Origin of the sequence: Burkholderia sp. HI2500, from assembly GCF_002223055.1 — a bacterium.
Taxonomy (GTDB): domain Bacteria; phylum Pseudomonadota; class Gammaproteobacteria; order Burkholderiales; family Burkholderiaceae; genus Burkholderia.
This window is the reverse complement of sequence record NZ_NKFL01000006.1, coordinates 2672581-2694797: the sequence shown is the minus strand read 5'-3', so window position 1 is coordinate 2694797 and position 22217 is coordinate 2672581. Positions and strand designations below refer to the sequence as shown.

Here is a 22217-nt window from a genome sequence, read left to right as displayed (position 1 = left end):
GCTACCACGCCGTCGTGATCGCTGCCGGCCCGTCATGGGACGGAAAGTGCGGCAGTACTTCCTCGGCCAGTTCCTGGATGATCTCCGCCGCGGGCCGTTGCGAGAACTGGATACCGAGCGCGACATGATTCACGCCCGCCTCGCGCCATTCGTTCAGCAGCGCGATGAGCCCGTTGCGGCCGGTCCGCAGGATGAACCCGCCGCGCAGCGGCGTGCGCGGGTGATCGGGATCGTCCACGAGGTCGATCCATTCGTTGGTCATGTGCGGCCGGAATCCACCGTCGGGAATCAGTGCGCGCCACGCGCGGATTTTTTCTGCGAGTCGCAGCGGGCCGGCGCCGGTGTGCGAATCGCCGGGATAGGTCAGCCAGCCGTCCGCGTGCTCGGCGATCCACGTGAGCGACTGGCCCGATGCGCCGGTGACGATCAGCGGTACCGCGCCGGTGGTTGCCTTCGGGAGCAGTTCCGCACCGTCGAAGCTGCCGAGCGGTGATTCGATCGTCAGGTTTCCTGATCGCATCAGTTTGCGGAAATAGGCGACTGCGTGCGCGAACCGTTCGCCGCGCGATGCATGCGAGAGCCCATAGGCGGGAAACTCGATGGGCCGGTCGCCGGACGCGATGCCCATGACGAGACGGCCGCCCGACAACCGGTCGATGGTGGCCGCGCCCTTGGCCAGGTCGATCGGATGGCGCAGTGAAAAGATTGCGCTGCCGGTGGCGAGCGCAATGCGCGTGGTTCGGGCGGCGAGGAAGGACAGGTAGGTGAACGGGTCGAAGACCTGCCCCGCATCGCCGAACGACGGGTCGAACAGCGGCACGTCGCGTACCCATACGGCGGCAAAGCCGCGGCGGTCGATTTCCGTAACGAGGTCGGCCTGCCCGGTCAGGACGCGCATGTCGCCGTCGTAGGCGCGCAGCGGCAGGAAGATGCCGAGGGTCAGCTGGTTCGCGGCGAACATGCGCCGATAACCGGGGTGGGCGGAAAAGGCCGGATTCACCGCGCCGGTAGGCGCTTGCGAGGCATTCATGGCATGCATGGTCAGTGACGGTGTGGCGGTTCGGGAAGAGCGAGTCCTGGCGCGCGGTCGCTGCGTTGACGCTGTCGGGCGACCGGCCGACGCCGGGATCGATCATGGCGGTTTTGATTTAGACGGACTAAATCTGATGGCGCGCGTGTTTCGTGTGCGCTTGCGGAATGTTCGGCTACGCGTTGCAACGGGAAAAGCGATAATTTATGCCCGATGAGTTTAGGCAGGCTAAATCCCATGACCGCTGTTCCCCCGTTGCAGGCGCTGCGTACCTTTGTCGAAGTCGGCCAGCGCGGCAGCATCAAGGCTGCCGCCGAGGCGCTTCATGTCACGCCCGGCGCGATCAGCCAGCAGATCCGGTTGCTGGAAGACCGGCTCGGCGTGACGCTGTTCGAGCGGACGCGACAAGGGCTGCGCCTGACGGAAGCCGGCACGAGTGTTCATCCGTCGTTGCGTGATGCGTTCGCGCGGATCGACGCGGCGGTGGAGACGCTGGAAGCGAGCAAGGGGCGCCGGACGCTGACCGTCAGCACCGTGGCGACCTTCGCCGCCTCGTGGCTGGTCCCTCGCCTCGGGCGCTTCAACCAGCGGCATCCGGATATCGAGGTGCATGTTGAGGCGACGTCCGCGCTGGCGGACCTTCGACGCGATCGCGTGGACGTGGCTGTGCGTCACGGCCTGGGCGACTACCCGGGGCTGGACGTCGAGCGGCTGATGGCGCCCGTGCTGGTGCCGGTGGCCGGTCGCGGGCTGATCCCGAAGCGCGCCGGGTTGAAGGCGCCCGGCGATTGCCTGAAATATCCGCTGCTGCATGACGCCGACCGGGCCGACTGGCCGCTCTGGTTTGCCGCGCACGGTGTGGCCGACGAGCCGCGTGCCGCGCGCGGCTCAGCCTTCGAGGACGACTTCCTGCTGATTCGCGCCGCGGAAGCCGGGCAGGGCCTGGCGCTGGTGCCGGAGCAATACGCCCGTGCCGAAATTGCCGAGGGGCGACTCGAGCAGGTGCTGGATCTACCGTGGCCCGCGCGGTTCGCCTACTACGCGGTCACGCGGCCCGGTGCCACGCAACGACCGGAAGTGCAGGCGTTCATGGACTGGATCGTCGAGGAGTCGGCCGGCGACGCGTGAAGGGCGCCGGCGCGTGTACCGCATCAGCGGATGAGGTGGTCGTGCGCTGTGTCGTCGGTCGGTGTGCCGACCCGTTGCAGGTGCGCGTTCATCGTGAGCCGGCGCAGCGTCCGCAGGAATGGCAGGCCGGCAGCGGACGCCGGGCGCAGGCGGATTGCGTCTGCCATCACGCGAGCGCGTTCATTCGGGGTGGCACGCGCGAAGGGCGAACCCTGCTCGGTCGCATGGCGCACGCCGACGTCGCGCAGCAGCGTGAGGACGGGCAGGTCTATTTCGAGGGTGTCGCCTTCGACGTGCAGGATGGCGGTGTGGTCCTGCATCTGCACCTGCAGGATCTCGCGCCCGCGCAGCCATTTGAGGACGGCGAAGAGCCCCTTTCCCGCCTTCGGCGCGGCGATGCCGAGCGCGGTCAGGATCGTGACCGCATTGGCGAGCGCCGTGCCTTCGTTGCCGCTCAGCATGTCGCGCATGCGGCCGAGCAGTGACGTCGCGAGCGTGAAGTCGATGCCGAAACTGCCGGTCTTGAAGCTGCCGCGCACGTTCACCCGCGGCCGCACCTGATTGCCGCACAGCGCGCGGGTCGATGCGTCGAGCAGATCCCCGATGGCGAGCAGCGCGGGCGCGAGTTCGCGCACGTCCATTTCCGACGATTCGAGCGCGAGCCCGTCGTAGGTGGCGCGAAAACGGCTCATGGCGCAGAGGGGGCCGGGATCGGCCGGGCCGGTACGGTTTTCATGGCGTAGGGTCATGCGGAAAGTGGGCGGATGACGTGGACGATACTTGAAGCAGATGCTTTCGAATATCTTTCATGCTAGATGCGATCCACCGACCGCGGGCGATTTTGGCCGTCCGGCCAAGACGACGTTCTGACGTGTCCCGACCGTACCCGGCACACGCCGAACTTTTCCGATCCCGGCCCGGTCACAACCGCCAGCGCGCGGGCGCGCCGGCGCCTCGCAAGTGCTTCCGGCCCCGGTATTCCCCGGCCCGCCCCGTCCGCATATCATTCGCACATCGCGCGCCTGCCGACCGCGGGCGCAGCACACAGGGATTCTCGATGGACACCAAACGATCGCGGCCGGGCCTCGTCGCCGCGCTGCTCTGGGCGACGCTGTATCTCGCGACCGGCTACATCTCGCACCGGTTCAACGGCCCCGTCCGGCTGACGGGCTACATCTGGCTGCCGGCCGGCGTGACGGTCGGCGCGTTCATGCTGCGGCCGATGCGCGAATGGCTGACGCTGGCCGGCGCGTTCCTGGTCGGGCAGCTCGCGCTGAGCGCCATCGAACAGGCCAGCCTGGTCAACGCGGTGCTGTTCACGGTCGACGAGGTCGGCGCGGCCGCGCTCGCGGTATGGCTCGTCCAGCGCGTGCGCTTCTCGCTCGAAGGGCTGTATTTCCTGCGCTCGGTGATCCTCGCCGGCCTGATCGCGGGCGTGGTCGGCGCGATCGGCGGCGCGGCCTGGTACACGGTGGTCAAGGGCGCGCCGTTCTTCGACGTGTGGTCGGTGTGGGCCGCGTCCGATTTCGTCGGCGTGCTGCTGGTCACGCCGGTGCTCGCATCATGGTCGCGCTTTCGCGCGCACCGCTCGGGCGATCACGAGCGCTTCGACCTCGTGCTCGGCATGGTCTCGTTCGTGCTGGTCGTGGGCGTCGCGCTCGTGATCTTCGACGGCGACACGTCGCGGAAATTCGGCACCGGCGCGGGCTTCGCGTTGACGTATATCCCGTTGTTCCTCACCGTCGCGGTGACGCTGCTGCTCGGCGGCCGCGCGGGCTCGTCGTCGGTGCTGGTGCTCGCGCTGATCGTGATCGAGCAGACCGCGCAGGGCGACGGCCCGTTCGCGTCGTTTCACGAGCATTACGGCAGTGCGCTGCTCGAGGCGCAGCTTTATCTGGCGGTCGCGTCGCTGCTGGTGCTGACGGCGAGCACGCTGAAGACGACGCGCGAACGCGTGCACGAGCATGCGGCCGTCCTGCAGAACAACATGGAGCTCGCGCTCGCGAGCGCCGGCCAGATCGCGTACGTGCTCGATCCGGAGTCGGGGCGGATCGAGTGGAGCGGCGACGTCGAGCGCGTGTTCGGCGTCGGCGTGGATGCATCGCAGATCGCGAGCGTGCCGCTCGTGCTCGAACGCGTGCAGCCGGGCGACCGCGATGCGCTGCGCGACTACTGGGATGCGGAGATCGCGGGCGAGGATCGCGCGTCGCTGTCGCTGCGCATCGTGCAGCGTGACGGCGGCACGCAGACGATCACCGATCATGGCGCGCCGCTGCTCGATTCGAATGTCGACGTGACGGTGGTGGCGGGTGTCTGGCAACTCGAGCGCGTGTGGCCGGCGGCGGACGAATGAGCGAACGCACGTCATGACGGGCCGCACGGGCGTCCTGCTGATCCACGGGCTCGGCGGCACGCAATACGATCTCGGTTCGTTGCACAAGGCGATGCGGCGCGCGGGTGCCGACACGCACATGATCACGCTGCCGGGGCACGGCACGCGCCCCGAGGATCTGGTCGGCGTGCGCGCGGAGGCGTGGCTCGACGCGGTGACCGAGCAGTATCGCGTGCTCGAAAACGAGTACGACACGCTGCATGTCGCGGGCATGTGCATGGGCGCGCTGGTCGCGCTGCTGCTATGCCACCGCGTGCAGCATGCGCGCGGCCGGCTCGCGTTGCTGGCCACGCCGGTGTTCATCGACGGGTGGTCGACGCCGTGGTACCGCGCGCTGCGGCACGTGCTGTACCGCGTGCCGGGGGTGGCGGAGCGGATGCGTGTGGAAGAAGGCGAGCCGTTCGGCATCAAGAACGCGACGATCCGCGCGATCGTGAAGAAGAAGTTCGAGCGCGAGGACAGTTTCCACTACGCATGGGTGCCGCTCGCATGCGTGCGGCAGGTCGACCGGATGCGCGACTGGGCGCTCGAGGCCGCGGCCGGCACGCCGTGCCCGACGCTCGTGCTGCATGCGCGCGAGGACGAACTGACGAGCCTGCGCTCGGCCGATTTCCTGCTCGAGACAATGCCCGATGCGCGCGGGATCGTGCTCGAGAACAGCTATCACATGATCTGCGCGGACAACGATCGCGACGACGTCGCGCGCCACGTGCTCGACTTCTTCGGGTTCGACCAGGTGCATGCGGTGAGCCCGGCGATGGCGCGCCGGATGGGACGGCTGGCATCCTGACGGGCGACGTGCGCGGCGCGGGATGCGCGATATTCGCTGCCCCCGGTACGCATCGGGTCTTGCATGCGTACCGCGGCGTGGCGAATTCATGCCGTTTCCGTTTCCGTCGCGCGTCGCGCCAGCAGGTTCGATGCGGCCAACTGGCCGCGTACCGCATCGATGGCGGCGTCGCTCGGCGCAATGCCTTCGAGGTAGATGAAATCGACCGTCGACAGGCCGATGACGGCCAGCACCTGCTTCAGGTACGGGGTCAGGAAATCGGGCTGCCGTGCCGCTGCGCCGGTGCAGATGCCGCCCGAGCGTACCAGCACGAGCACGGGGCGATCGGCGAGCAGGCCGAACTTGCCTTCCGGCGTGGCCGTGAACGTGCGGCCGATACGCAGCACGAAATCGATCCACAGCTTCAGCGCGGCAGGTACCGTGAAGTTGTGCATCGGTGTGCTGATCAACACGCCGTCGCTGTGTTCCACCTCCGCGATCAGTTGTTCGGAGTACGCCAGTACGGGATCGGCATCCGGCTGCCTCGCGACTACCGCATGCGCATAGTCGGCCGATAGCGAAGGCAATCCGGGTTGACCGAGGCTGCGCGACACGACCCGCGCATCGGGGCGGGCCGCCCGCCATTGCGCGATGGCTTCGTGCGCAATGCGTGCGCCCAGCGAATGACTGCCATGCGGACTGGCATCGACAAAAAGAAGGTTGTTCATCAGAGCGCCTGTAGTGACTGACTGAAATGCACGCCGCGGGACAGCAGCCCCTGGCGGAAATAGAAACGCTGCGCAAGCGCGTTGGAGAGCCCGGTATCGAGTACCAGCTGCAGGCAGCCGTGTTGCCGCGCGTCGTCGCGCACCGCATCGAGCAGCCGCTCGCCCAGCCGTTGATTGCGCGCGTGTTCGGTCGCGACCAGATCGTCGACATAGACGAAGCGCCCGTACAGCGTGTTTTCGAGGTGACGGTATCCCGCCAGCGCGACGACCGCGCCGTCCGGGCTGCCGTGCCGTGCGGTCAGCAGCACATAGCCTTGTTCGGCCTGGCGGTGCATCTGCCGCACGAACGCATCGACATCGGTCAGGTGCGGGCGTAGTTCACGCATCACGTCGAACGTCGACCGGTAATCCGCGTCCGTCACGGCGCGTTTCAAATGGATCTCTGGCATCACGATTGCTCCACGGTAACGTCGTTACTGTACGAATCGGATGGCGTATCCTGAAGGTCCAAAAAGTGACTATTTGACTGGGACATGAAATTCGACGATCTGATGCCGGACCGTCATCTCGACATGCCGGTCTATCGGCAACTGGTCCGGCGCTTCCGCGAGGCGATCGAGACGGGCAAGCTGGCGCCGGGCAAGCGCGTGCCGTCGGTACGGAGCTTGGCCAGCGAACTCAATCTGGCACGCGGCACCGTCGAAGCGGCCTATCAGATCCTCATCGGCGAAGGGTACCTGGTCGCACATGGGCCGGCCGGCACCGTCGTGTCGCCCCAACTGCCGGATGGCCGGCAGCCGCGCGCCATGGCGCCCCGGCCGGACGAACCGCCGCGCGGCGATCCGGCGGCGAGCGGGCCGAAGCCGTTCCAGATGGGCATTCCCGCGCTCGATGCGTTTCCGCGCATGCCGTGGATACGGCTCACCGGCCGTCACGTGCGGGCGATGGCGACCCCGTCGCTGGACTACGCGCCGCCGCAAGGGCATGACGGGCTCAGGCGTGCGCTGTCCGCGTACCTCGGCGTGTCGCGCGGCATCGACTGCTCGGCCGGGCAGATATTCATCACCGCGGGGTATCGCGGTGCGCTGGACCTGATCTGCCGGACCTTGCTGCGCCCCGGCGACGCCGGCTGGTTCGAGGATCCCGGGTATATCCACGCACGCCGCCTGCTCGAGCACGCGGGGATGCGGCTCGTGTCCGTGCCGGTCGACGACGACGGACTGTGCGTGGAAACGGGGCTGCGCCGGGCGGCCGATGCACGTTTTGCCGTGGTGACGCCGACCCATCAAAGCCCGCTCGGTGTCGCGCTGTCGCTGCCGAGACGCCTGGCCTTGCTCGACTGGGCCAGGCAGCAGCGGGCCTGGATCGTCGAGGACGATTACGACAGCGAGTTCCGATACCACGGTCGCCCGTTGCCCGCGCTCAAGAGCCTGGATCACCACCAGCGCGTGCTTTACACCGGGTCGTTCAGCAAGGTGCTGTATCCGGGCTTGCGGCTGGGGTATCTCGTTGTTCCGGAGGAGCAGGTCGCGGCCTTTCGCGACACCGCCGGCTGGCTCGGCGGTAGCGGCCAGATGCTGATGCAATCCGTCGTCGCCGATTTCATGGAGCAAGGGCATTTCGCGCGCCATCTGAAGAAAATGCGTGCGCTTTATGCCACCCGCCGCGAGTGGTTGATCGATGCGTTGGGTAAGGTGTTCGGTGATGCGCTGCACGTTCCGCCCCGCGCGGGCGGCCTGCATGTGGTGGCCTACTGGCGCACGGCGGTCGACGATCGCGCCGTCGCACGCATGGCCGACCTGCAGGGCTTGTCCGTTCAGCCGCTGAACGACTGGAGCCCGGGCGGCCGGATGCCACCCGGCATGCTGCTCGGCTTCACGAACCTGACGTCGGCGCAGCAGGCGTTGACGCTGGTGCGGCGCCTGTATCGGCTCGTTCGTGTGTGAACCGGGTGTGGTGGATGACGAACCCGCGGGGCGCCGGAGTACGTGCGGCTGGCGCCACGATTTTGCGATTGTGTGACAGAGTTACCGCGACTGTTCTACGCATGGTCGATAACACCCCGTGATGTCGTCGTCCGAGTTCGTGCCTCATGGGTGGCTGGCACCATGCTTTCCGCCTTTCGACCGAGCTGACTTAACCGGCCTGGTTCGCATCATCGGCGGCGGCTCTCGGCCACAAGCGGTCTTCCAACAGTTGGGGCTAGAACGTTGACACCAGGGCTCCACGGACGCATGCTCCAACGCAATCGCCCGCGATGTTCCGGTGAGAACCATCCGCGTTGCGATGCGACTGATCCTGCGAATCGGGAGTGGCAATGGCAAAAAGTCGGAAGCGGGTCTCCCAACGACGCACTGCGATACACGCGGGATTATGGGTGCCGCTTTATTTTGCGCTCGCACCTTGGGCGTCGCTCGCATCCCCTTGGCAAGACCTCGAAGTACTGGGAAAGAGGTTTCGCATTGAAATCGACAAGGCGTACCAGAAGGTCCCCAAAAGCGGCTCGACCCAAGAGATAGATAAAGCCGGGGACATTACTTGGCTCGCAGTGCGCTACATTCCGCTCGGAAGTTCATTTGACGACGCCGAAGTTATTCTTCGCGCCGCCGGATTTGCAGTCGGAGCACGGCCGGGACCAAACCAGCCGGGGAATCTACCGCATAGATATGATGTTGTTGCGCGGATAGAGCAGTACCGTACAAGCTTACTTTTCTCGCGCACCGACGTGTCCGTACTTCTTTCGCCCAAAGCTCCCGGCGATTTTCAAGATGGTGTTTCGGCGGTTTTCGCATCGTTTACGACGAGTTATTTGTAGCGAAATTGCGATGCCGCTACCCCGCCTCCGGTCGCCGTGCGATCCGCGCTCGGGTCGCAGGCGACGCAAGACAGGTAGCCACGGCTTCGTATCCCGGTGCGCCGGGGTACGGCGCGACGCGGGCCGGCGGGCTATGGTTCGCGGGACACAGAATGATCGCTTCGTCGGGGCCGACGGCCGACAGGTCCAGGATCGCCGACGAGCGGGTCAGCATGAACAGCGGCCTCATGCCGTCGGCTCTGGCACGCTGCCGAAGGCACACAATCAGCGCTGCCTGCGTCGGCTGGTCGAGATCCTGTTCGATCATGTCCACGACCAAAGCACCCACGCCGTCTGCCTCGAGTCCGGCGAGCAGCACGGTCAGCGCCGCAGACGCCGTGGCGCCTTCATCCGCGAGCCATGCCGCCGTGCGTTCGACCCGCGCCTTCAGCGCCGGATCGGCCCGCAACGCGGCGAAGGCAGCCGCGCCGTCGTCTTCCAGCCGGTCCAGCCCGATGAACGTCGCGCCGGGCAACGCGTCGGCGAGCCGATGCGCGAGACGGGTCTTGCCGCTGCCCAGCGAACCGATGATGTAGTTCAACGGACGGATATCGCGAAATTCGAACCATTCACCGTCCTACGGCCAAGGGAGGTTGAACGCAACGCCCGCGGCGGCCGGCGCGAGCAGGCGCGTCAATTCGCCGTCGTCGGGCATGCGGCCGCGGGCAAGATCGGCGCGGATCGCGCGAACCTTGTCGACCTTGCCGACCAGATCCTGAATGTCGCGCCCGAGCGCCGCTTCATGCGTCGCCAGGGCGTCGCTCAGGCTGCGGGCGTCGCCGCCCAGCACGTTCGCGACCTGGGCCAGGCTCAAGCCGAGCGCGCGAAGCGCCGCGACTTCGGCCGCACGCGCCAGATCGTCCGGGCCGTAGGCGCGGTATCCGGCCACCGTTCGCCCGGGCGTGACCAGTCCTTGCCGCTCGTACAGCCGCAGCGCCTTGGCCGATACGCCAAGCCGCATTGCGGCTTCCGATGCGCTCAGGCCGCGCGTGACATCGCTCATGGGTCACCTTCGGGTCGTCGATTCGTTGCGCCCAGCATAAAGGCGATCCCAAGGGCCGGGTCAAGCGCGTTCGCGTGTTGACGTGAATCGACGAAGACGCCGGCCGCGCCGCGCGTCAGTCAGTCGGCCGCCGCGAATTCGTCGCGCAGCGCGCGATACAGCCGCCGATACCGCGCCAGCCGCCCCGCCAGCAGATCGACCATGGCGGCATCGGGCGCGACCGTCTCCGTGACGGGCGGCGCGACGCAGACTTCCGCGAGCGTGTCATCGGTCGCGGCCAGGCGTGCAAGCCGCGCCGCGCCGAGTGCCGCACCGACCGCGCCGTCCGCGTGGCGTTGCATCGCGAGCCCGGTCGCATTCGCGCACAGCCGCGCCCAGAACGCGCTCTTCGAGCCGCCGCCGATGAACGACACCGCGTCGAGCGTCGTGCCGGCCGCGCGCAGCGCTTCGTAGCCGTCGGCCATCGCGAACGCGACGCCTTCCATCACCGCATAAGCGAGCTCGTCCGCGGCGTGCTCGTTGGACAGCCCGAAGAACACGCCGCGTGCGTGTGCGTCGTTGTGCGGCGTGCGCTCGCCACCGAGATACGGCAGGAACAGCGGCGCACGCGCCGGCTCTGCACGTTCGGCGCGCGCGGCGAGCACGCCGGCGGTGGTGCCGTGCGCGCGGGCGAGCCAGTCGAGGCTCGCGGCGGCCGACAGGATCACGCTCATCTGGTGCCAGCGCCCTTCGACGCAGTGGCAGAACGCGTGCACGGCCGCGTCCGGGTTCGGCGCGAAACGGTCGTTGCCGGCGAACAGCACGCCCGACGTGCCGAGCGACAGGAAGCCGCTGCCGGCGCCCGTCACGCCCATGCCGATCGCGGAGGCCGCGTTGTCGCCGGCGCCGCCGGCGATCGTCACGGGCCCCGCGATGCCCCATTCGCGCCGCAGCGTGTCGCGCAGCTGCGCGGCGGGCGCGTTGCCTTCGACGAGGCGTGGCATCTGCGCGCGCGTCAGCTCGGTCGCGGCGAGCATCCGGTCGGACCAGTCGCGGCGTGCGCAGTCGAGCCACAGCGTGCCCGACGCGTCGGACATCTCGGACACGAATTCGCCGGACAGGCGCCAGATCAGGTAGTCCTTCGGCAGCAGCACCTTGTGCACCGCGCGGAACACGGCGGGCTCGTATTTCGCGAGCCACAGCAGCTTCGGCGCGGTGAAGCCGGGCATCGCCATGTTGCCGGTGATCGCGCGCGATTCCGGCACCAGCGCCTCGAGTTCGACGCATTCGGTGCCGGCGCGCGTGTCGTTCCACAGGATCGCGGGGCGCAGCACCTGGTCCGCGCGATCGATCAGCGTCGCGCCGTGCATCTGCCCCGAGAGCGCGATGCCGCGCATCGCGGCGAAGCCGGCCGGGTGTGCGGCGCGCACCGCCGCGATCGCGTCGAGCATCGCGTGCCACCACGCCTGCGGGCTCTGTTCCGACCAGTGCGGATGCGGGCGGCTGATCGACAGCGCGGCCGAGCCGGTCGCGAGCGGGGCCGAACGGGAATCGGTGAGGAGTACCTTGACCTCGGATGTGCCGAGATCGATGCCGAGAAATGTCACGTGTGAAGCATCCTGTCTGGGGCGCGCGGCGGCGTGCGTCGCGGGGGCGGCGCGTCGTCGCGGCCGTGCGGTTCGTTGAGCCGGTGCAGCGCGCGGAACCTCGACGGCGGCACCTGCTTCATCGCGAGAAACTGACGGTTGAAATTCGACAGGTTGTTGAAGCCAACCCGGTAGCAGATGTCGGTCACCGTCAGGTCGGAAAACATCAGCAGCTCGCAGGCCTCGTTGATGCGCAGCCGGTTCAGGTAGCGCACGAACGACGAGCCGGTATGGCGGCGGAAAAACCGCGTGAAGGTGCTGACGCTCATCCCGGCGAACGCGGCGACGTCGGTCTCGCGCAGCATGCCGGGCAGGTTCTGCTGCAGGTACGACAGCACCTGGTTGATGGTCGACGACATGTAGTGCTGCGCGTCGCTGCGGTAGCCGGGGCCGGCGAGCACGCGCCGTTCGCGGCACGACGACAGCCGGTCGAACAGCGACATCAGGATCTCGATGCGCCGGCAGCCGTGCGCGTTCGCGAGTTCGAGCATCAGCGGCGCGACGTCGCGGCCGACGCGGTCGGGAAACTGCACGCCGCGCGCCGCGTCGTCGATCAGCTCGATCACCGGCTGCAGCTCGCTGAACGCGCCGACCATCTTCTCGATCGCGTCGCGCGAGAACTGCAGCACGACGTCGCGCGACGGCACGCGTTCGCCGTCGGCGAGTTCGCTGACCCAGTTGTGCGGCAGGTTCGGCCCGGTGACGATCAGGTTGCCGGGGCCGAAATCGCCGATGTGATCGCCGACGAACATCTTGCCGTGCGACGACTGGATCAGATGAATCTCGTACTCGGGATGAAAGTGCCACTTCGCGACCGAGTGCGGATAGTCGTGGACCCACGCGCGGAACGATTCGTCGCGGTGGGTGGGAACGATCTCGAGATCCGGGTTCATCGTGTGCTCCGTCGGAGGCGTGCCGGCGTGCTACGAACGGGACATCGACCAGCCCGTCGCGGCGGGCGGCGTGGTGCGCGTCGCGGCCGCCGGCGGCGCCGCGTGCGCGATCGGGTTCGCGTCCGGCAGCGTGACGTTGCGCTCGGTGCCGGCGTCGAACAGATGCAGGGCTTCTTCGTCGAAGCGGAACGCTACCACGGCCCCCGGCGCCGGGGCCATCGGGGCCGGCACGAGGGCCGCGCACGGCTGGCCGCGCCAGTCCAGCGTGACGAGCGCCTCGGCGCCGAGCAGCTCGACGAGCTCGACCGTGCCGGTCAGCGCGAGCGAGCCCGGGGTCGGATCCGGTTCGGTGACGAGCCGCAGGTGGTTCGGGCGGATCGCGGCCTTCACCTGCTGGCCGTCGTGCAACCGGGCGAAGCGTGGCGACGCGAGCGGCCAGCGCGCGCCGTTGCAGTCGAGCAGCACGTTCGCGCCGACCCGCTCGATCGTGCCCGCCGCGAAGTTCATCGCGGGCGTGCCGACGAAGCCGGCGGCGAACACGGTGTGCGGCTGCCCGTACAGCTCGGCCGGCGTGCCGATCTGCTCGATGTGGCCGCCGCGCATCAGCACGACGCGGTCGGCCAGCGTCATCGCCTCCAGCTGGTCGTGCGTGACGTACAGCGTGGTCGTCTTCAGGCGCCGATGCAGCCGCTTGATGTCGCCGCGCAACTGCGTGCGCAGCTTCGCGTCGAGGTTCGACAACGGCTCGTCGAACAGGAACACGGCCGGCGTCTTGATCATCGCGCGCGCGATCGCCGCACGCTGCTGCTGGCCGCCCGACATCGCGCGCGGGCGGCGGTCGAGCAGCGCGTCGAGGCTCAGGATGCGCGCGACGTCACGCACGCGGCGGTCGATCTCGTCGGCCGGCACCTTCAGGCGCCGCAGGCCGAACGCGATGTTGTCGTACACCGTCATGTGCGGGTACAGCGCGTAGTTCTGGAACACCATCGCGACATTGCGCTCGCGCGACGGCAGGTCGTTGACGACCGCGTCGCCGATCACGAGCTCGCCGCCGGTGATCGCCTCGAGGCCCGCGATCATCCGCAGCATCGTCGACTTGCCGCAGCCGGACGGGCCGAGCAGCACGATGAATTCGCCGTCGGCGATCTCGAGGTCGAGCGGGTGCAGCACGGCGGGGCCGCCGTCGTAGTGCTTCGACAAAGCCTTGCAGATGATCTGGGCCATGGCTCAATCCATTTCGATCTGAATCTTGACGTCGCGCGGGTGGCCGCTCGCCGCTTCCTCGAACGCGCGCACGCCTTCGGAAAACGGGAACGTGCGCGAGATGAACGGCTTCACGTCGATCGCGCCGGACGCGATCAGCGCGAGCGCGCGTGGAAAGATGTTCGCGTAGCGGAACACCGATTCGATGCGGCCCTCCTTCGCCTGCAGCGCGACCACGTCGAGCGGCACCGGGGCGACCGGCATCCCGATCAGCACCGCGCAGCCGCCCGGGCACATCAGGTCGACGAGGCCCGCATACGCGTTCGCGCTGCCGCTGGCCTCGAACACGACGTCCGCGCCCCAGCCGCCGGTGGCTTCGGCCACGACGTCGGCGAGCGACTGCGTGCGCACGTCGACGGTCGTGACGGCGCGGTTGCCGGCGAACAGCGCGAGCTTGTCGGGCACGACGTCGGCGAGGATCACGCGCGCGGCGCCGCCGGCGAGCGCGGCGAGCGCCGTCATCGCGCCGATCGTGCCGGCGCCGATCACGACCGCGAGGTCGCCCGGCTTCATCGCCGCCTTCTTCGCGGCCTGCAGGCCGATCGACAGCGGCTCGACGATCGCGCCTTCGGCGAACGAGACGTTGTCGGGCAGCCGGTACGTGAACGCGGCCGGATGCACGACGAACGGCGTCAGGCAGCCGTGGATGGGCGGCGTCGCCCAGAAGCGCACGTCGGGATCGAGGTTATAGAGCCCGCGCAGCGTCGCGGGCGAATCGAGGCGCGGCACGCCGGGCTCCATGCACACGCGGTCGCCGACGCGCAGGTGCGTGACGCCGGCGCCGGTCTCGACGACGGTGCCGGACGCCTCGTGGCCGAGCACCATCGGCGCGTCGACGCGAAACGGGCCGATGCCGCCGTGAACGTAGTAATGCACGTCGCTGCCGCAGACGCCGACCGTATGCACCTTGATCCGGACGTCGCCAGGGCCGACCGCCTGCGGCAGGTCGATGTCGCGCAGCGCGAGCTCGCGCGTGCGTTCGAGTACGAGTGCTTTCAACACATCCTCCTTATTTTCCCTTGACCATCGAATTGAGCAGGCGGCTCAGCATGCCGACGAACACGAGCGGCGGCAGCGCGAGCAGCACCGTCGACGCGTTGATCACGCCCCATGGCACTTCCTGGCCGAGCGACGTGAACGCGGATGCGACCACCGGCAGCGTCGCGCTGCGCGACGACGTCAGCGCGAGCGCGATCATCAGTTCGTTCCACACCAGCACGAAGCTGAACACGATGCCGCCGAGCAGCGTGCTCGCGCACACCGGCAGCGCGATATGCCAGAACACCGCGTACGGGCCGTAGCCGTCGAGCGCGGCGGCTTCCTCGATCTCGCGCGGCAGCCGGCGGAACACGGGGATCGACAGCCACGTGATGGTCGACAGCGTGACGAGCAGGTACGTGACGATCATCGACAGCTTCGTGTCGTACAGCCCGAGATCGACCCAGATCGCGATCAGCGGCAGCGCGACCGCGACCGGCGGCAGGAAGCGCAGCGACAGCAGGAAGAACTGGATGTCGCGCTTGCCGCGTATCGGGTAACGCGCGATCGCATACGCGGCCGGCACGCCGAGCACCGCGCCGATCAGCACGGCCGCGCCGACGATCGCGATGCTGTTGCCGAGCCCGATCAGCACCTCGGGGCTCGACAGCACCTGCTCGTAGTTCGCGAGCGTCGGCGTGAAGATGAAGCGCGGCACGGGCGTGACGATGTCGAGCAGGTGCTTGAGCGAATTGAGCACGGCCCAGAACAGCGGGAACGCGGCGACGAGCAGGATCGCGCCGGCGATCGCGACAGTCGTTGCGGTCGAAACGGTCGCGGCGGTGCCGCGGCGGGCCATCAGTCGTCCCATTTGTTGACCCTCTTCCAGATGAGCGTGAAGACGAGCGTGGTCGCGACCATCATCAGCACGGCCATGCCCGACGCATAGGACACCTTGCCGGCGAGGCCGATGCCCTGCTGGTACGCGTACAGGTCGAGCGTTTCGGTCGCGATGCCGGGGCCGCCCTTGGTCATCACGTAGATCAGGTCGAACGAGCGCAGCGATTCGACCATCTTGATGAACACGAGGCTCACGAGCGGCGCCTTCAGCATCGGCAACGTGATGTATGCATGCACCTGCCACGTGGTCGCGTAGTCGAGCCGCGCGGCTTCGAGCGGCTCGGGCGGCAGCGTCTCCAGCAGCTTCAGGATCACGACCGCGAAGAACAGCCCCCATTGCCACACGTCGACCAGCGCGACCGCGTACAGCGCGAGATGCGGATCGGCGAGGAACGCGGTGTTCTCGATCCCGAGCATGCCGAGCAGCCAGCTCAGGATGCCGGTGAGCGGCGCGTACATGAATTTCCAGATGAACGCGGCCGACACGCGCGGCAGCAGCACCGGCATGATCAGCACCAGCGACGCGAGGCGGCGCCAGCGGCCGTGCACGCGCTCGAACAGGAACACGGCCAGCGCGATCCCGACCAGCACCGCGCCGGCCACCGTGACGACTTCCCACAGCACCGACACTTCGATCGCGTTCAGGAAGCGCCGGTCGGACGCGAGCCGGATGAAGTTGCGCAGGCCGACGTATTCGCTGTCCGGATAGCGCAGCACGCGGTTGCGCAGCGCGAGATTGATCGCGGCGACCGTCGGGACGAGGCTCAGGACCGCGAGCAGCGCGAGCGTCGGTGCGAGGAACACCCACGGCAGGCTCGTGCGGTCGCGGCGCGCGCGGCCGCGCCGGGCGGACGGTGCGGAAGGCGGGGCAGGGGCCGGACGGACGCCGAGCGCGCGTCCGCCGGCGCCGTCATTTGCGAGCGCCATGTTCGAGCGCGTCCTTCGCGTACTGGTCTGCGTCGTCGAGCGTGCCGCGCACGTCCGTCTGCGTGCCGGTGAACACCTGCTCGAGCGCGATGCCGAGGTTGTCGCCGATATCCGGCCACTGCGGCGTGCGCCAGATCGTCACCTGCGTGACCGGGTTGGTGTCGTTCAGCCCGGCCTGGATCTGCGGCGCGACGTGCTGCTTGAAGTACGGGCTCGCGATCGTGCTCGACCGGTTGTAGTCGCTGAACACGCCGTTGCGCAGCCGCGCCTGCTCCTGGTCCTTGCTGGTCGCCCACGCAATGAAGCGGCCGGCGGCCATCCGCGTGCAGTCTTCCTTCGCGCCGACCGCCGAGATCGCGAAGCCGTGGCCATAGGCGGCCGACGGCAGCGGTGCGGGCGGGCGCGTGTAGCCGACCTTGCCGGCCACGCTCGACTTGCTCGCATCCTCCATCCAGTCCGCGAACGGTGTCGACTCGATCATGAACGCGACCTTGCCCGAGCGGAACGCTTCGAGCGCGTTGCTCCAGTCGTAGGTCGCCGCGCCCGGCGGCGCGTACTTGAACAGGTCGCTGTAGAGCTGCGTGGCCTTCACGGCGGCCGGCGAATTGAACGCGGGCTGGCCGCCCTTGTCGGTCCACGCGCCGCCCATCCCGAGCATGAACGGCGACCAGCGCCACACGTTCATTCCGGAGCCGCGCTGGCCGCGCGCGACCCAGCCGTACAGTTTCGGCGGCGCGTTGAGCTTCTTGATCGCGGCGACGAGCTGGTCGAGCGTCTTCGGCACCGGGATGTGCGCGGCGTCGAGCAGGTCGCGGCGGTAGAACAGGAAGTCGCCGCCGCCGATCAGCGGCGCGAAGTACGCGACGCCGTTGTAGCTCGCGACCGCGCGGCGGCCGGGCAGGAAGTCGTCGTAGTCGTATTCCTTCGGGTAGTACTTGAGGAGCGGCACGAAGTTGGCCGACGCGAATTCGGCGACGTTCGCCTCGTCGACGTAGTAGATCTGGTAGGAACCCGCGCCGGTCGACGCGTCGAGCCGCGACTTCGCGCGGCGGTCGTTTTCGCCGAAATAGCTGATCTCGACCTTGGTGCCGCTCTTCTTCTCGTAGTCGGCCAGCGACTTCTCCATCACCGACAGGCCGAGACTCTTCTGCGCGAGCACCCGGAGGGTCGGCACCTTGCAGACCTGCGCGGCCGCGACGCCCGGCAGACAGGCGCCGAGCAGCAGGCCGGCTGCGACGATTCGCATCTTGTTCACCCGTGTCTCCTTGATTCTGCTTGTTCGAATGCCGTCGATGACGGCAGGAACAATGGTGTGACGGGGGCGATGCGGGCACCACATCAAAAGAAAACGCCAACCGATACTTTTTGCTCAGGGTTGGTCGTGCGATGCACAAAATGTGGTGGTGGGCGGGGAACCCGGCTGGTCAGGCTGTTTCAGGCGATGCGGTAAAGTGTCGCCTTCGCAGGGGCACCCGCTGAGAGAGCAGCGCCCTTGCTGGATCAGGAGAAAAATGAAAGAGTGAAAACAGGTACACGTACGGCACTTGGCGGGATTTGCGGCCGTCGACGTGTTCGCCTTGGTCGCGTTCGACGAGACACGCAAGCAGCTCGGCCTGGACGATCTCGCCGCTGCGTCGGCGATGCTTCTCGGTCAGGCCGACGTCCCCGTCCCTGGCAAGTTCGCTGGCGCTACGCCGGGCACGTCCGTCGCCTCCCTTGCAGCTCGGAAGTTGTTTCCTCAAACGTTGCCGTTTCGCCTGCCGATGATCATGGGTGTCGGCTTGTCCGGTATTCGGATCGCCTTCACTCGCCGCCTCGGCGCGTGGGTCGGTCGGGCGATCCCCGTCGTGGGTGAGGTGTTCCTGGCGCGCGACGCCTACCTGATCATGCGCAACACCGTGTCGACCTACAACCGATTCGTAAAGCCCGAGGACCGGGTGCTCTGAACCATGAAAGACGATACCTGGGAACGCCTGGAAGCCTTCACACGCGAAGAACTCGGTCGACCGCTGCTCGGTGGCAAGCTGAACCTGCAGCCGGAATCCCGGCTTGAGCAGGATCTCGGCGTCACGGGTCTCGATGGGGTGGAGTTCATCGACAGGTGGGCAGAGACATTCGGCGTCGACGCCCAAGGATTCCCGTACCGGCGCTATTTTGGCCCCGAAGGTCAGGAACTGCTGTCGTCACTTATCGGGTTGTTCGTCAAGCGCCTCCGGCACCCTGAGCGGCGGCCGCTGACCTTGGGGATGCTGGCCGAGGCAACGCGACGTGGGAAGTGGGACACGGACGTGATCGAGGCTGCTGCGGGGCAGTGATCGTATATCGCAGGGCCGGTCGATGTACTGACCGGCCCTTTTCGCTGGCGGAAACACAATTACGCCACGCGAATTTTCTCCACCTACCTGTTTATTGCGCTTGAGCCGGTGCATTTGTCGCGCGCGCGGCTTCATCCGCGCGTCGGCCCGTGTGGCACGTCGAGCGCAATCCGGTACACCCGCACTGCGTTGTCATGCCAGACCGCGCGGCGCTCGGCATCATCGAGATGCGTCATCGCACGAGCGAACGTGCGCAGCAGCGCGGGATACGACACACGCAGCCCCGCCACCGGAAAGTTGCTGGCGAACAGGCAGCGCTGCGCGCCGAAGATCGCGATCGTGTCGCGGATGATCCGTGCGTTGTCCGCTTCGTTCCACACCGCGTCGCGCAGGCCGAGTTCGGAGATCTTCACGGCCACGCGCGGCGACGCGGCAAGCGCCTCCATGCCGCGTCGCCATCGCGCGAGGCCCGCGTCCGAGCGATCCCACGGCAGCCCTGCATGTTCGAGCACGACGTCGACATCCGGTGCATCGGCGAGCATCGAAGCCGCTTCCTCGAGATGCCAGAACGGCACGCGCAGATCCCAGCACAGCCCATGCGCGGCGAGGCGCGCCAGCGCGGCCGGCCAGCGCGGATCGCGCAGTGTGCCCGGTCCGTCGACTGACACGTTCGGCGCGGCCGAGGCGCGCGGCTTGAAGCGCACGCCACGCACGCGTGGCCACGCCGCCTGCTCGGCAAGCCGCTCATCCGCATCATCCGCGAGCAGGTCGACCCACGCGACGACCGCCGACGGTAGCCCATGCGACTCGGCGACTTCATGCAGCCAGCGCGTTTCCGCCAGCGCCTCATCACGCGCACGTTCGGCCTCGACGTGCACGCTCGCGACGATCGGTGCGCCCTGCGCCGCGTGCCGGAGCGCGTCCACCCCGAAATCGCGGCACAGCACCGCGTAGTCGCCGAACATGAAGCGCACCGGATCGTAGTCCTCCTGCAGCCACGGATAGTGCGCACCGGCATCGAGTCGCCACAGGTGATGATGTGCATCGACGAGCGCATCCGGCATGCCGTCGGGCGGTGACGCGTCGTGCATGTCAGCGCGCTCCCGCGAGCACGTACGACGCATCGGGCTCGCGCAGCGTTGCCAATGCGCCGACGAAACGCCACGTATCGAGATCGAGCTCGCGCACGTAGTCGTCCTGGAACGACACGTACGCGACGCGCCGCGACGGATGGAACGACAGCGCGGTCGGGTTCGCCGGCAGCGCGATGCGTTCGATCTCCTCGAGCTGCCGCGCATCGAACACGGAGATCGACCGCTCGCCCGAATTGGTCAGCAGCAGCAGGTCACGGCCGTCGGGCGCACTCGTGCGGTAGATGCGGTTCGGATCGCTGCGCGTCTTCACGCGGCGGCCGCAGGTCATCGTGTCGGTGTCGATCTCGACCAGCGTATCGTCGCCGCGATTCGCGACGAACAGCGTGCGTTCGTCGCTCGACAGCGCATTGCCTTCGGGGCGCGGGCCGGGCATCACCGCGCGCGGCGCGACCGTCGCGTCGCGCGGATGGAATTGCGTGACCGTATTCGACAGCAGATGCACGCCGTACGCGCGGCTCGCATCGCGCGTGAGCGTGACGAGGTGCGTCTTCACGCCGCCGGACGGCACGGCCATGTTCGGCACGGGCTGTCGGGTCGGCTCGTCGAACACGAGCAGCATGTCGTGCGCCTCGCTCATCGCGTACAGCCGGCCGTCTCGGTCGCTCGCCATCCCGTGCGGCCGGTAGTACGGCCACAGGTCGAGCATGCGCGTATGCGTGCGTTCGACGAGATCGATCTCGGCGATCCGGTGATCGCCGTCATGGCCGCGTGACCACGCGGTCTCGATCCCGAAGATGCCGACGTAAGCAAAACGCTCGTTCACGTCGACGGTGAACTCGTGCGGGAAGTTCGGCAGCACGACGTGCTTGAGCGCGGTCTTGGTGTCGAGGTCGTAGAAGCTGAAGGTGTGCGCGCATTTCTGCACCAGCAACAGGATGTCGTTCATGGTGGGGTCTCCGTCGATTCGTCAGCAAGCCTGCGTATTCGTGTATCCGGTGTCAGTCCTCGCAGCGTTTCGGCAGCGTCAGCGCGAGCAGGCCGGCCACCGCGAGCGTGATCGCGAGGCTGTACACGCCGGCCGCCGCGCTCACGTGCTGGGTCAGCACGCCGACCGCATACGGGCCGCAGAAGCCGCCGAGATTGCCGAGCGCGTTGATCAGGCCGCGCGCGCTGCCGGCCGTCTCGACGCTGCAGAGCTTCGGCGGAATCGCCCAGAACACGCCGGCGGCCGCCTGCAGGAAGAAGCCGCAGCCGATCAGGAACGCGAACGACACGGCCATCGACGCATGCGTGAGCACCGACAGCGCCAGGCATGCGGCGAAGCCGACGAGCGGCAGCAGCACGAACAGGCGGCGCTTGCCGGTTCGGTCAGACAAATACGACGTGACGAACATGCCGATCACCATCGCGACATACGGGAGCATCGCGAGCAGGCCGATCTTGCCCATCCCGGTATGCGTGAGGTTTTTCAGCAGGGTGGGCAACCACATCGTATAGCCGTAGATGCCCACCTGATAGCAGAAGTTGATGGCGATCAGCAGCCAGATCGTCGGGTTGCGCAGCAGCTCGCCGAACGACGCGGCCGCCGGCGTGCCGGCCACGCGCTTGCGTTCCTGTTCTTCGCGCAGCGCGTCGAGGATGTAGGCCTTCTCGCGCGGCGACACCCAGCGCGCGGTCTCCGGGCCGTCGTCGGCGAACATCAGCCACACGACGAGGCACAGCAGCGACAGCGCGCCCGCACTGAAGAACAGGTGATGCCAGTCGTACGCGGCCAGGATGAAGCCGGACAGCGGCGCGGTGATCATGCCGGCGAGCGGCACGAACATGATGACCATCGCATTCGCGCGGCCGCGCTCGCGGTCGGGAAACCAGTGGCTGACCATCGTCAGCACGACCGGCAGCATCCCGCCCTCGGCCACGCCGAGCAGGAAGCGCAGCGTCAGCAACTGCCAGGTGTGCGTGACGAGCCCGGTCAGCACCGACAGCACGGCCCAGCTCACGAGCGACCATGCGATGAAGGTCTTGCCGCTGCCGAGCGCCGCGCGCCGGCCGCCAGGAATCTGCAGGAACAGGTAGCCGAAGAAGAAGATGCCGCCGGCGAGGCCGGCCATCGTCGCGTCCATGCCGAGATCGGCGTTCATCCCGCCGGGCATCGCGAACGCGATGTTCACGCGGTCCATGTACGAAATGATGCAGGCGAGCAGCAGCGGCGGGATCACGCGCAGCCAGCGGCGGCGCGGAATGGCTTCGCCGGCTTCGTAGGCCGGGGTGGCCGGGTTCAACAGGGTCATGGTGTCTCCAATCTTGGTAATGGCGGC

The 22217-nt window shown here is 67.8% G+C and carries 19 protein-coding genes and 3 pseudogenes; 7 read left to right on the top strand and 15 right to left on the bottom strand.

Annotation, left to right across the window (positions count from 1 at the left end):
* Position 1 precedes the first annotated feature (1 nt).
* Positions 2-1039 carry an LLM class oxidoreductase gene (locus CFB45_RS29885; protein WP_373558422.1) on the bottom strand — a complete coding sequence of 346 codons (1038 nt, stop codon included), beginning with the start codon at positions 1037-1039 and terminating at the stop codon, positions 2-4.
* Between the two features lie 228 nt (positions 1040-1267).
* On the opposite strand from CFB45_RS29885, the gene CFB45_RS29880 reads away from it, so the two are divergent.
* Positions 1268-2158: a LysR substrate-binding domain-containing protein gene (locus CFB45_RS29880; protein ID WP_089428643.1), complete on the top strand. Its 891-nt coding sequence runs from the start codon at positions 1268-1270 to the stop codon at positions 2156-2158.
* Between the two features lie 194 nt (positions 2159-2352).
* Here the strand turns inward: CFB45_RS29880 and CFB45_RS39770 are convergent.
* Positions 2353-2907 (bottom strand): annotated as a pseudogene (locus tag CFB45_RS39770) (hypothetical protein); the annotation flags it as partial.
* A 308-nt stretch (positions 2908-3215) separates the two neighbouring features.
* On the opposite strand from CFB45_RS39770, the gene CFB45_RS29865 reads away from it, so the two are divergent.
* On the top strand, positions 3216-4511 hold the full coding sequence (locus CFB45_RS29865; RefSeq protein ID WP_089428642.1) for an MASE1 domain-containing protein: 1296 nt from the start codon (positions 3216-3218) through the stop codon (positions 4509-4511).
* Positions 4512-4524: 13 nt separating this feature from the next.
* On the top strand, positions 4525-5340 hold the full coding sequence (locus CFB45_RS29860) for an alpha/beta hydrolase (RefSeq protein ID WP_089428641.1): 816 nt from the start codon (positions 4525-4527) through the stop codon (positions 5338-5340).
* A gap of 86 nt (positions 5341-5426) precedes the next feature.
* Here CFB45_RS29860 and CFB45_RS29855 read toward each other — a convergent pair whose 3' ends face one another.
* Together CFB45_RS29855 and CFB45_RS29850 are read right to left on the bottom strand one after the other, a co-directional pair.
* Positions 5427-6047, bottom strand: a complete 621-nt coding sequence (locus tag CFB45_RS29855) for an FMN-dependent NADH-azoreductase (RefSeq protein ID WP_089428640.1) — start codon at positions 6045-6047, stop codon at positions 5427-5429.
* Positions 6047-6496: a GNAT family N-acetyltransferase gene (locus tag CFB45_RS29850; protein WP_089428639.1), complete on the bottom strand. Its 450-nt coding sequence runs from the start codon at positions 6494-6496 to the stop codon at positions 6047-6049. Before CFB45_RS29850 ends, CFB45_RS29855 begins: the two co-directional genes overlap by 1 nt.
* Before the next feature lie 84 nt (positions 6497-6580).
* Between CFB45_RS29850 and pdxR the strand changes: the two genes are divergently transcribed.
* Together pdxR and CFB45_RS38665 are read left to right on the top strand one after the other, a co-directional pair.
* Positions 6581-7993, top strand: coding sequence for a MocR-like pyridoxine biosynthesis transcription factor PdxR (gene pdxR, locus CFB45_RS29845; RefSeq protein WP_089428638.1), 1413 nt, complete (start codon positions 6581-6583; stop codon positions 7991-7993).
* A 431-nt stretch (positions 7994-8424) separates the two neighbouring features.
* Entirely contained in the window at positions 8425-8862 is a 438-nt protein-coding gene (locus CFB45_RS38665; protein ID WP_143329857.1) for a hypothetical protein, read from the top strand.
* A 16-nt stretch (positions 8863-8878) separates the two neighbouring features.
* Here the strand turns inward: CFB45_RS38665 and CFB45_RS29840 are convergent.
* The 8 genes and pseudogenes from CFB45_RS29840 to CFB45_RS29805 form a co-directional block, all read right to left on the bottom strand.
* Positions 8879-9904, bottom strand: a pseudogene (locus CFB45_RS29840) (MerR family transcriptional regulator).
* A 119-nt stretch (positions 9905-10023) separates the two neighbouring features.
* Positions 10024-11490 carry a xylulokinase gene (gene xylB / locus CFB45_RS29835; protein ID WP_089428637.1) on the bottom strand — a complete coding sequence of 489 codons (1467 nt, stop codon included), beginning with the start codon at positions 11488-11490 and terminating at the stop codon, positions 10024-10026.
* Positions 11487-12422 (bottom strand): AraC family transcriptional regulator, encoded by a 936-nt coding sequence (locus CFB45_RS29830; protein ID WP_089428636.1) that lies wholly within the window; start codon positions 12420-12422, stop codon positions 11487-11489. The genes xylB and CFB45_RS29830 overlap by 4 nt, the downstream gene beginning before the upstream one ends.
* A gap of 30 nt (positions 12423-12452) precedes the next feature.
* Entirely contained in the window at positions 12453-13646 is a 1194-nt protein-coding gene (locus CFB45_RS29825; RefSeq protein ID WP_089428635.1) for an ABC transporter ATP-binding protein, read from the bottom strand.
* A gap of 3 nt (positions 13647-13649) precedes the next feature.
* Entirely contained in the window at positions 13650-14684 is a 1035-nt protein-coding gene (locus CFB45_RS29820) for an NAD(P)-dependent alcohol dehydrogenase (protein WP_089428634.1), read from the bottom strand.
* A 10-nt stretch (positions 14685-14694) separates the two neighbouring features.
* Positions 14695-15534, bottom strand: a complete 840-nt coding sequence (locus CFB45_RS29815) for a carbohydrate ABC transporter permease (protein WP_089428633.1) — start codon at positions 15532-15534, stop codon at positions 14695-14697.
* Positions 15522-16490 carry a carbohydrate ABC transporter permease gene (locus CFB45_RS29810; protein ID WP_241022388.1) on the bottom strand — a complete coding sequence of 323 codons (969 nt, stop codon included), beginning with the start codon at positions 16488-16490 and terminating at the stop codon, positions 15522-15524. Before CFB45_RS29810 ends, CFB45_RS29815 begins: the two co-directional genes overlap by 13 nt.
* The gene (locus CFB45_RS29805) at positions 16474-17736 is read right to left on the bottom strand and encodes an ABC transporter substrate-binding protein (protein WP_373558427.1); all 1263 of its coding nucleotides are present in this window, start codon (positions 17734-17736) and stop codon (positions 16474-16476) included. The genes CFB45_RS29810 and CFB45_RS29805 overlap by 17 nt, the downstream gene beginning before the upstream one ends.
* A 308-nt stretch (positions 17737-18044) precedes the next feature.
* Here CFB45_RS29805 and CFB45_RS29800 point away from each other — a divergent pair.
* Together CFB45_RS29800 and CFB45_RS29795 are read left to right on the top strand one after the other, a co-directional pair.
* A pseudogene (locus CFB45_RS29800) lies at positions 18045-18436 on the top strand (STM2901 family protein).
* Positions 18437-18439: 3 nt separating this feature from the next.
* Positions 18440-18805: a DUF1493 family protein gene (locus CFB45_RS29795; RefSeq protein ID WP_089428631.1), complete on the top strand. Its 366-nt coding sequence runs from the start codon at positions 18440-18442 to the stop codon at positions 18803-18805.
* A 131-nt stretch (positions 18806-18936) separates the two neighbouring features.
* Here CFB45_RS29795 and CFB45_RS29790 read toward each other — a convergent pair whose 3' ends face one another.
* The 3 genes from CFB45_RS29790 to CFB45_RS29780 are packed head-to-tail and all read right to left on the bottom strand — an operon-like array spanning position 18937 to position 22190.
* Positions 18937-19896, bottom strand: a complete 960-nt coding sequence (locus CFB45_RS29790; protein ID WP_089428630.1) for an amidohydrolase family protein — start codon at positions 19894-19896, stop codon at positions 18937-18939.
* A gap of 1 nt (position 19897) precedes the next feature.
* A complete protein-coding gene (locus tag CFB45_RS29785) occupies positions 19898-20845 on the bottom strand; it encodes a YncE family protein (protein ID WP_089428629.1) in 948 nt (315 codons plus the stop codon).
* A 52-nt stretch (positions 20846-20897) separates the two neighbouring features.
* Positions 20898-22190 (bottom strand): MFS transporter, encoded by a 1293-nt coding sequence (locus tag CFB45_RS29780; protein WP_089428628.1) that lies wholly within the window; start codon positions 22188-22190, stop codon positions 20898-20900.
* Positions 22191-22217: the final 27 nt, after the last annotated feature.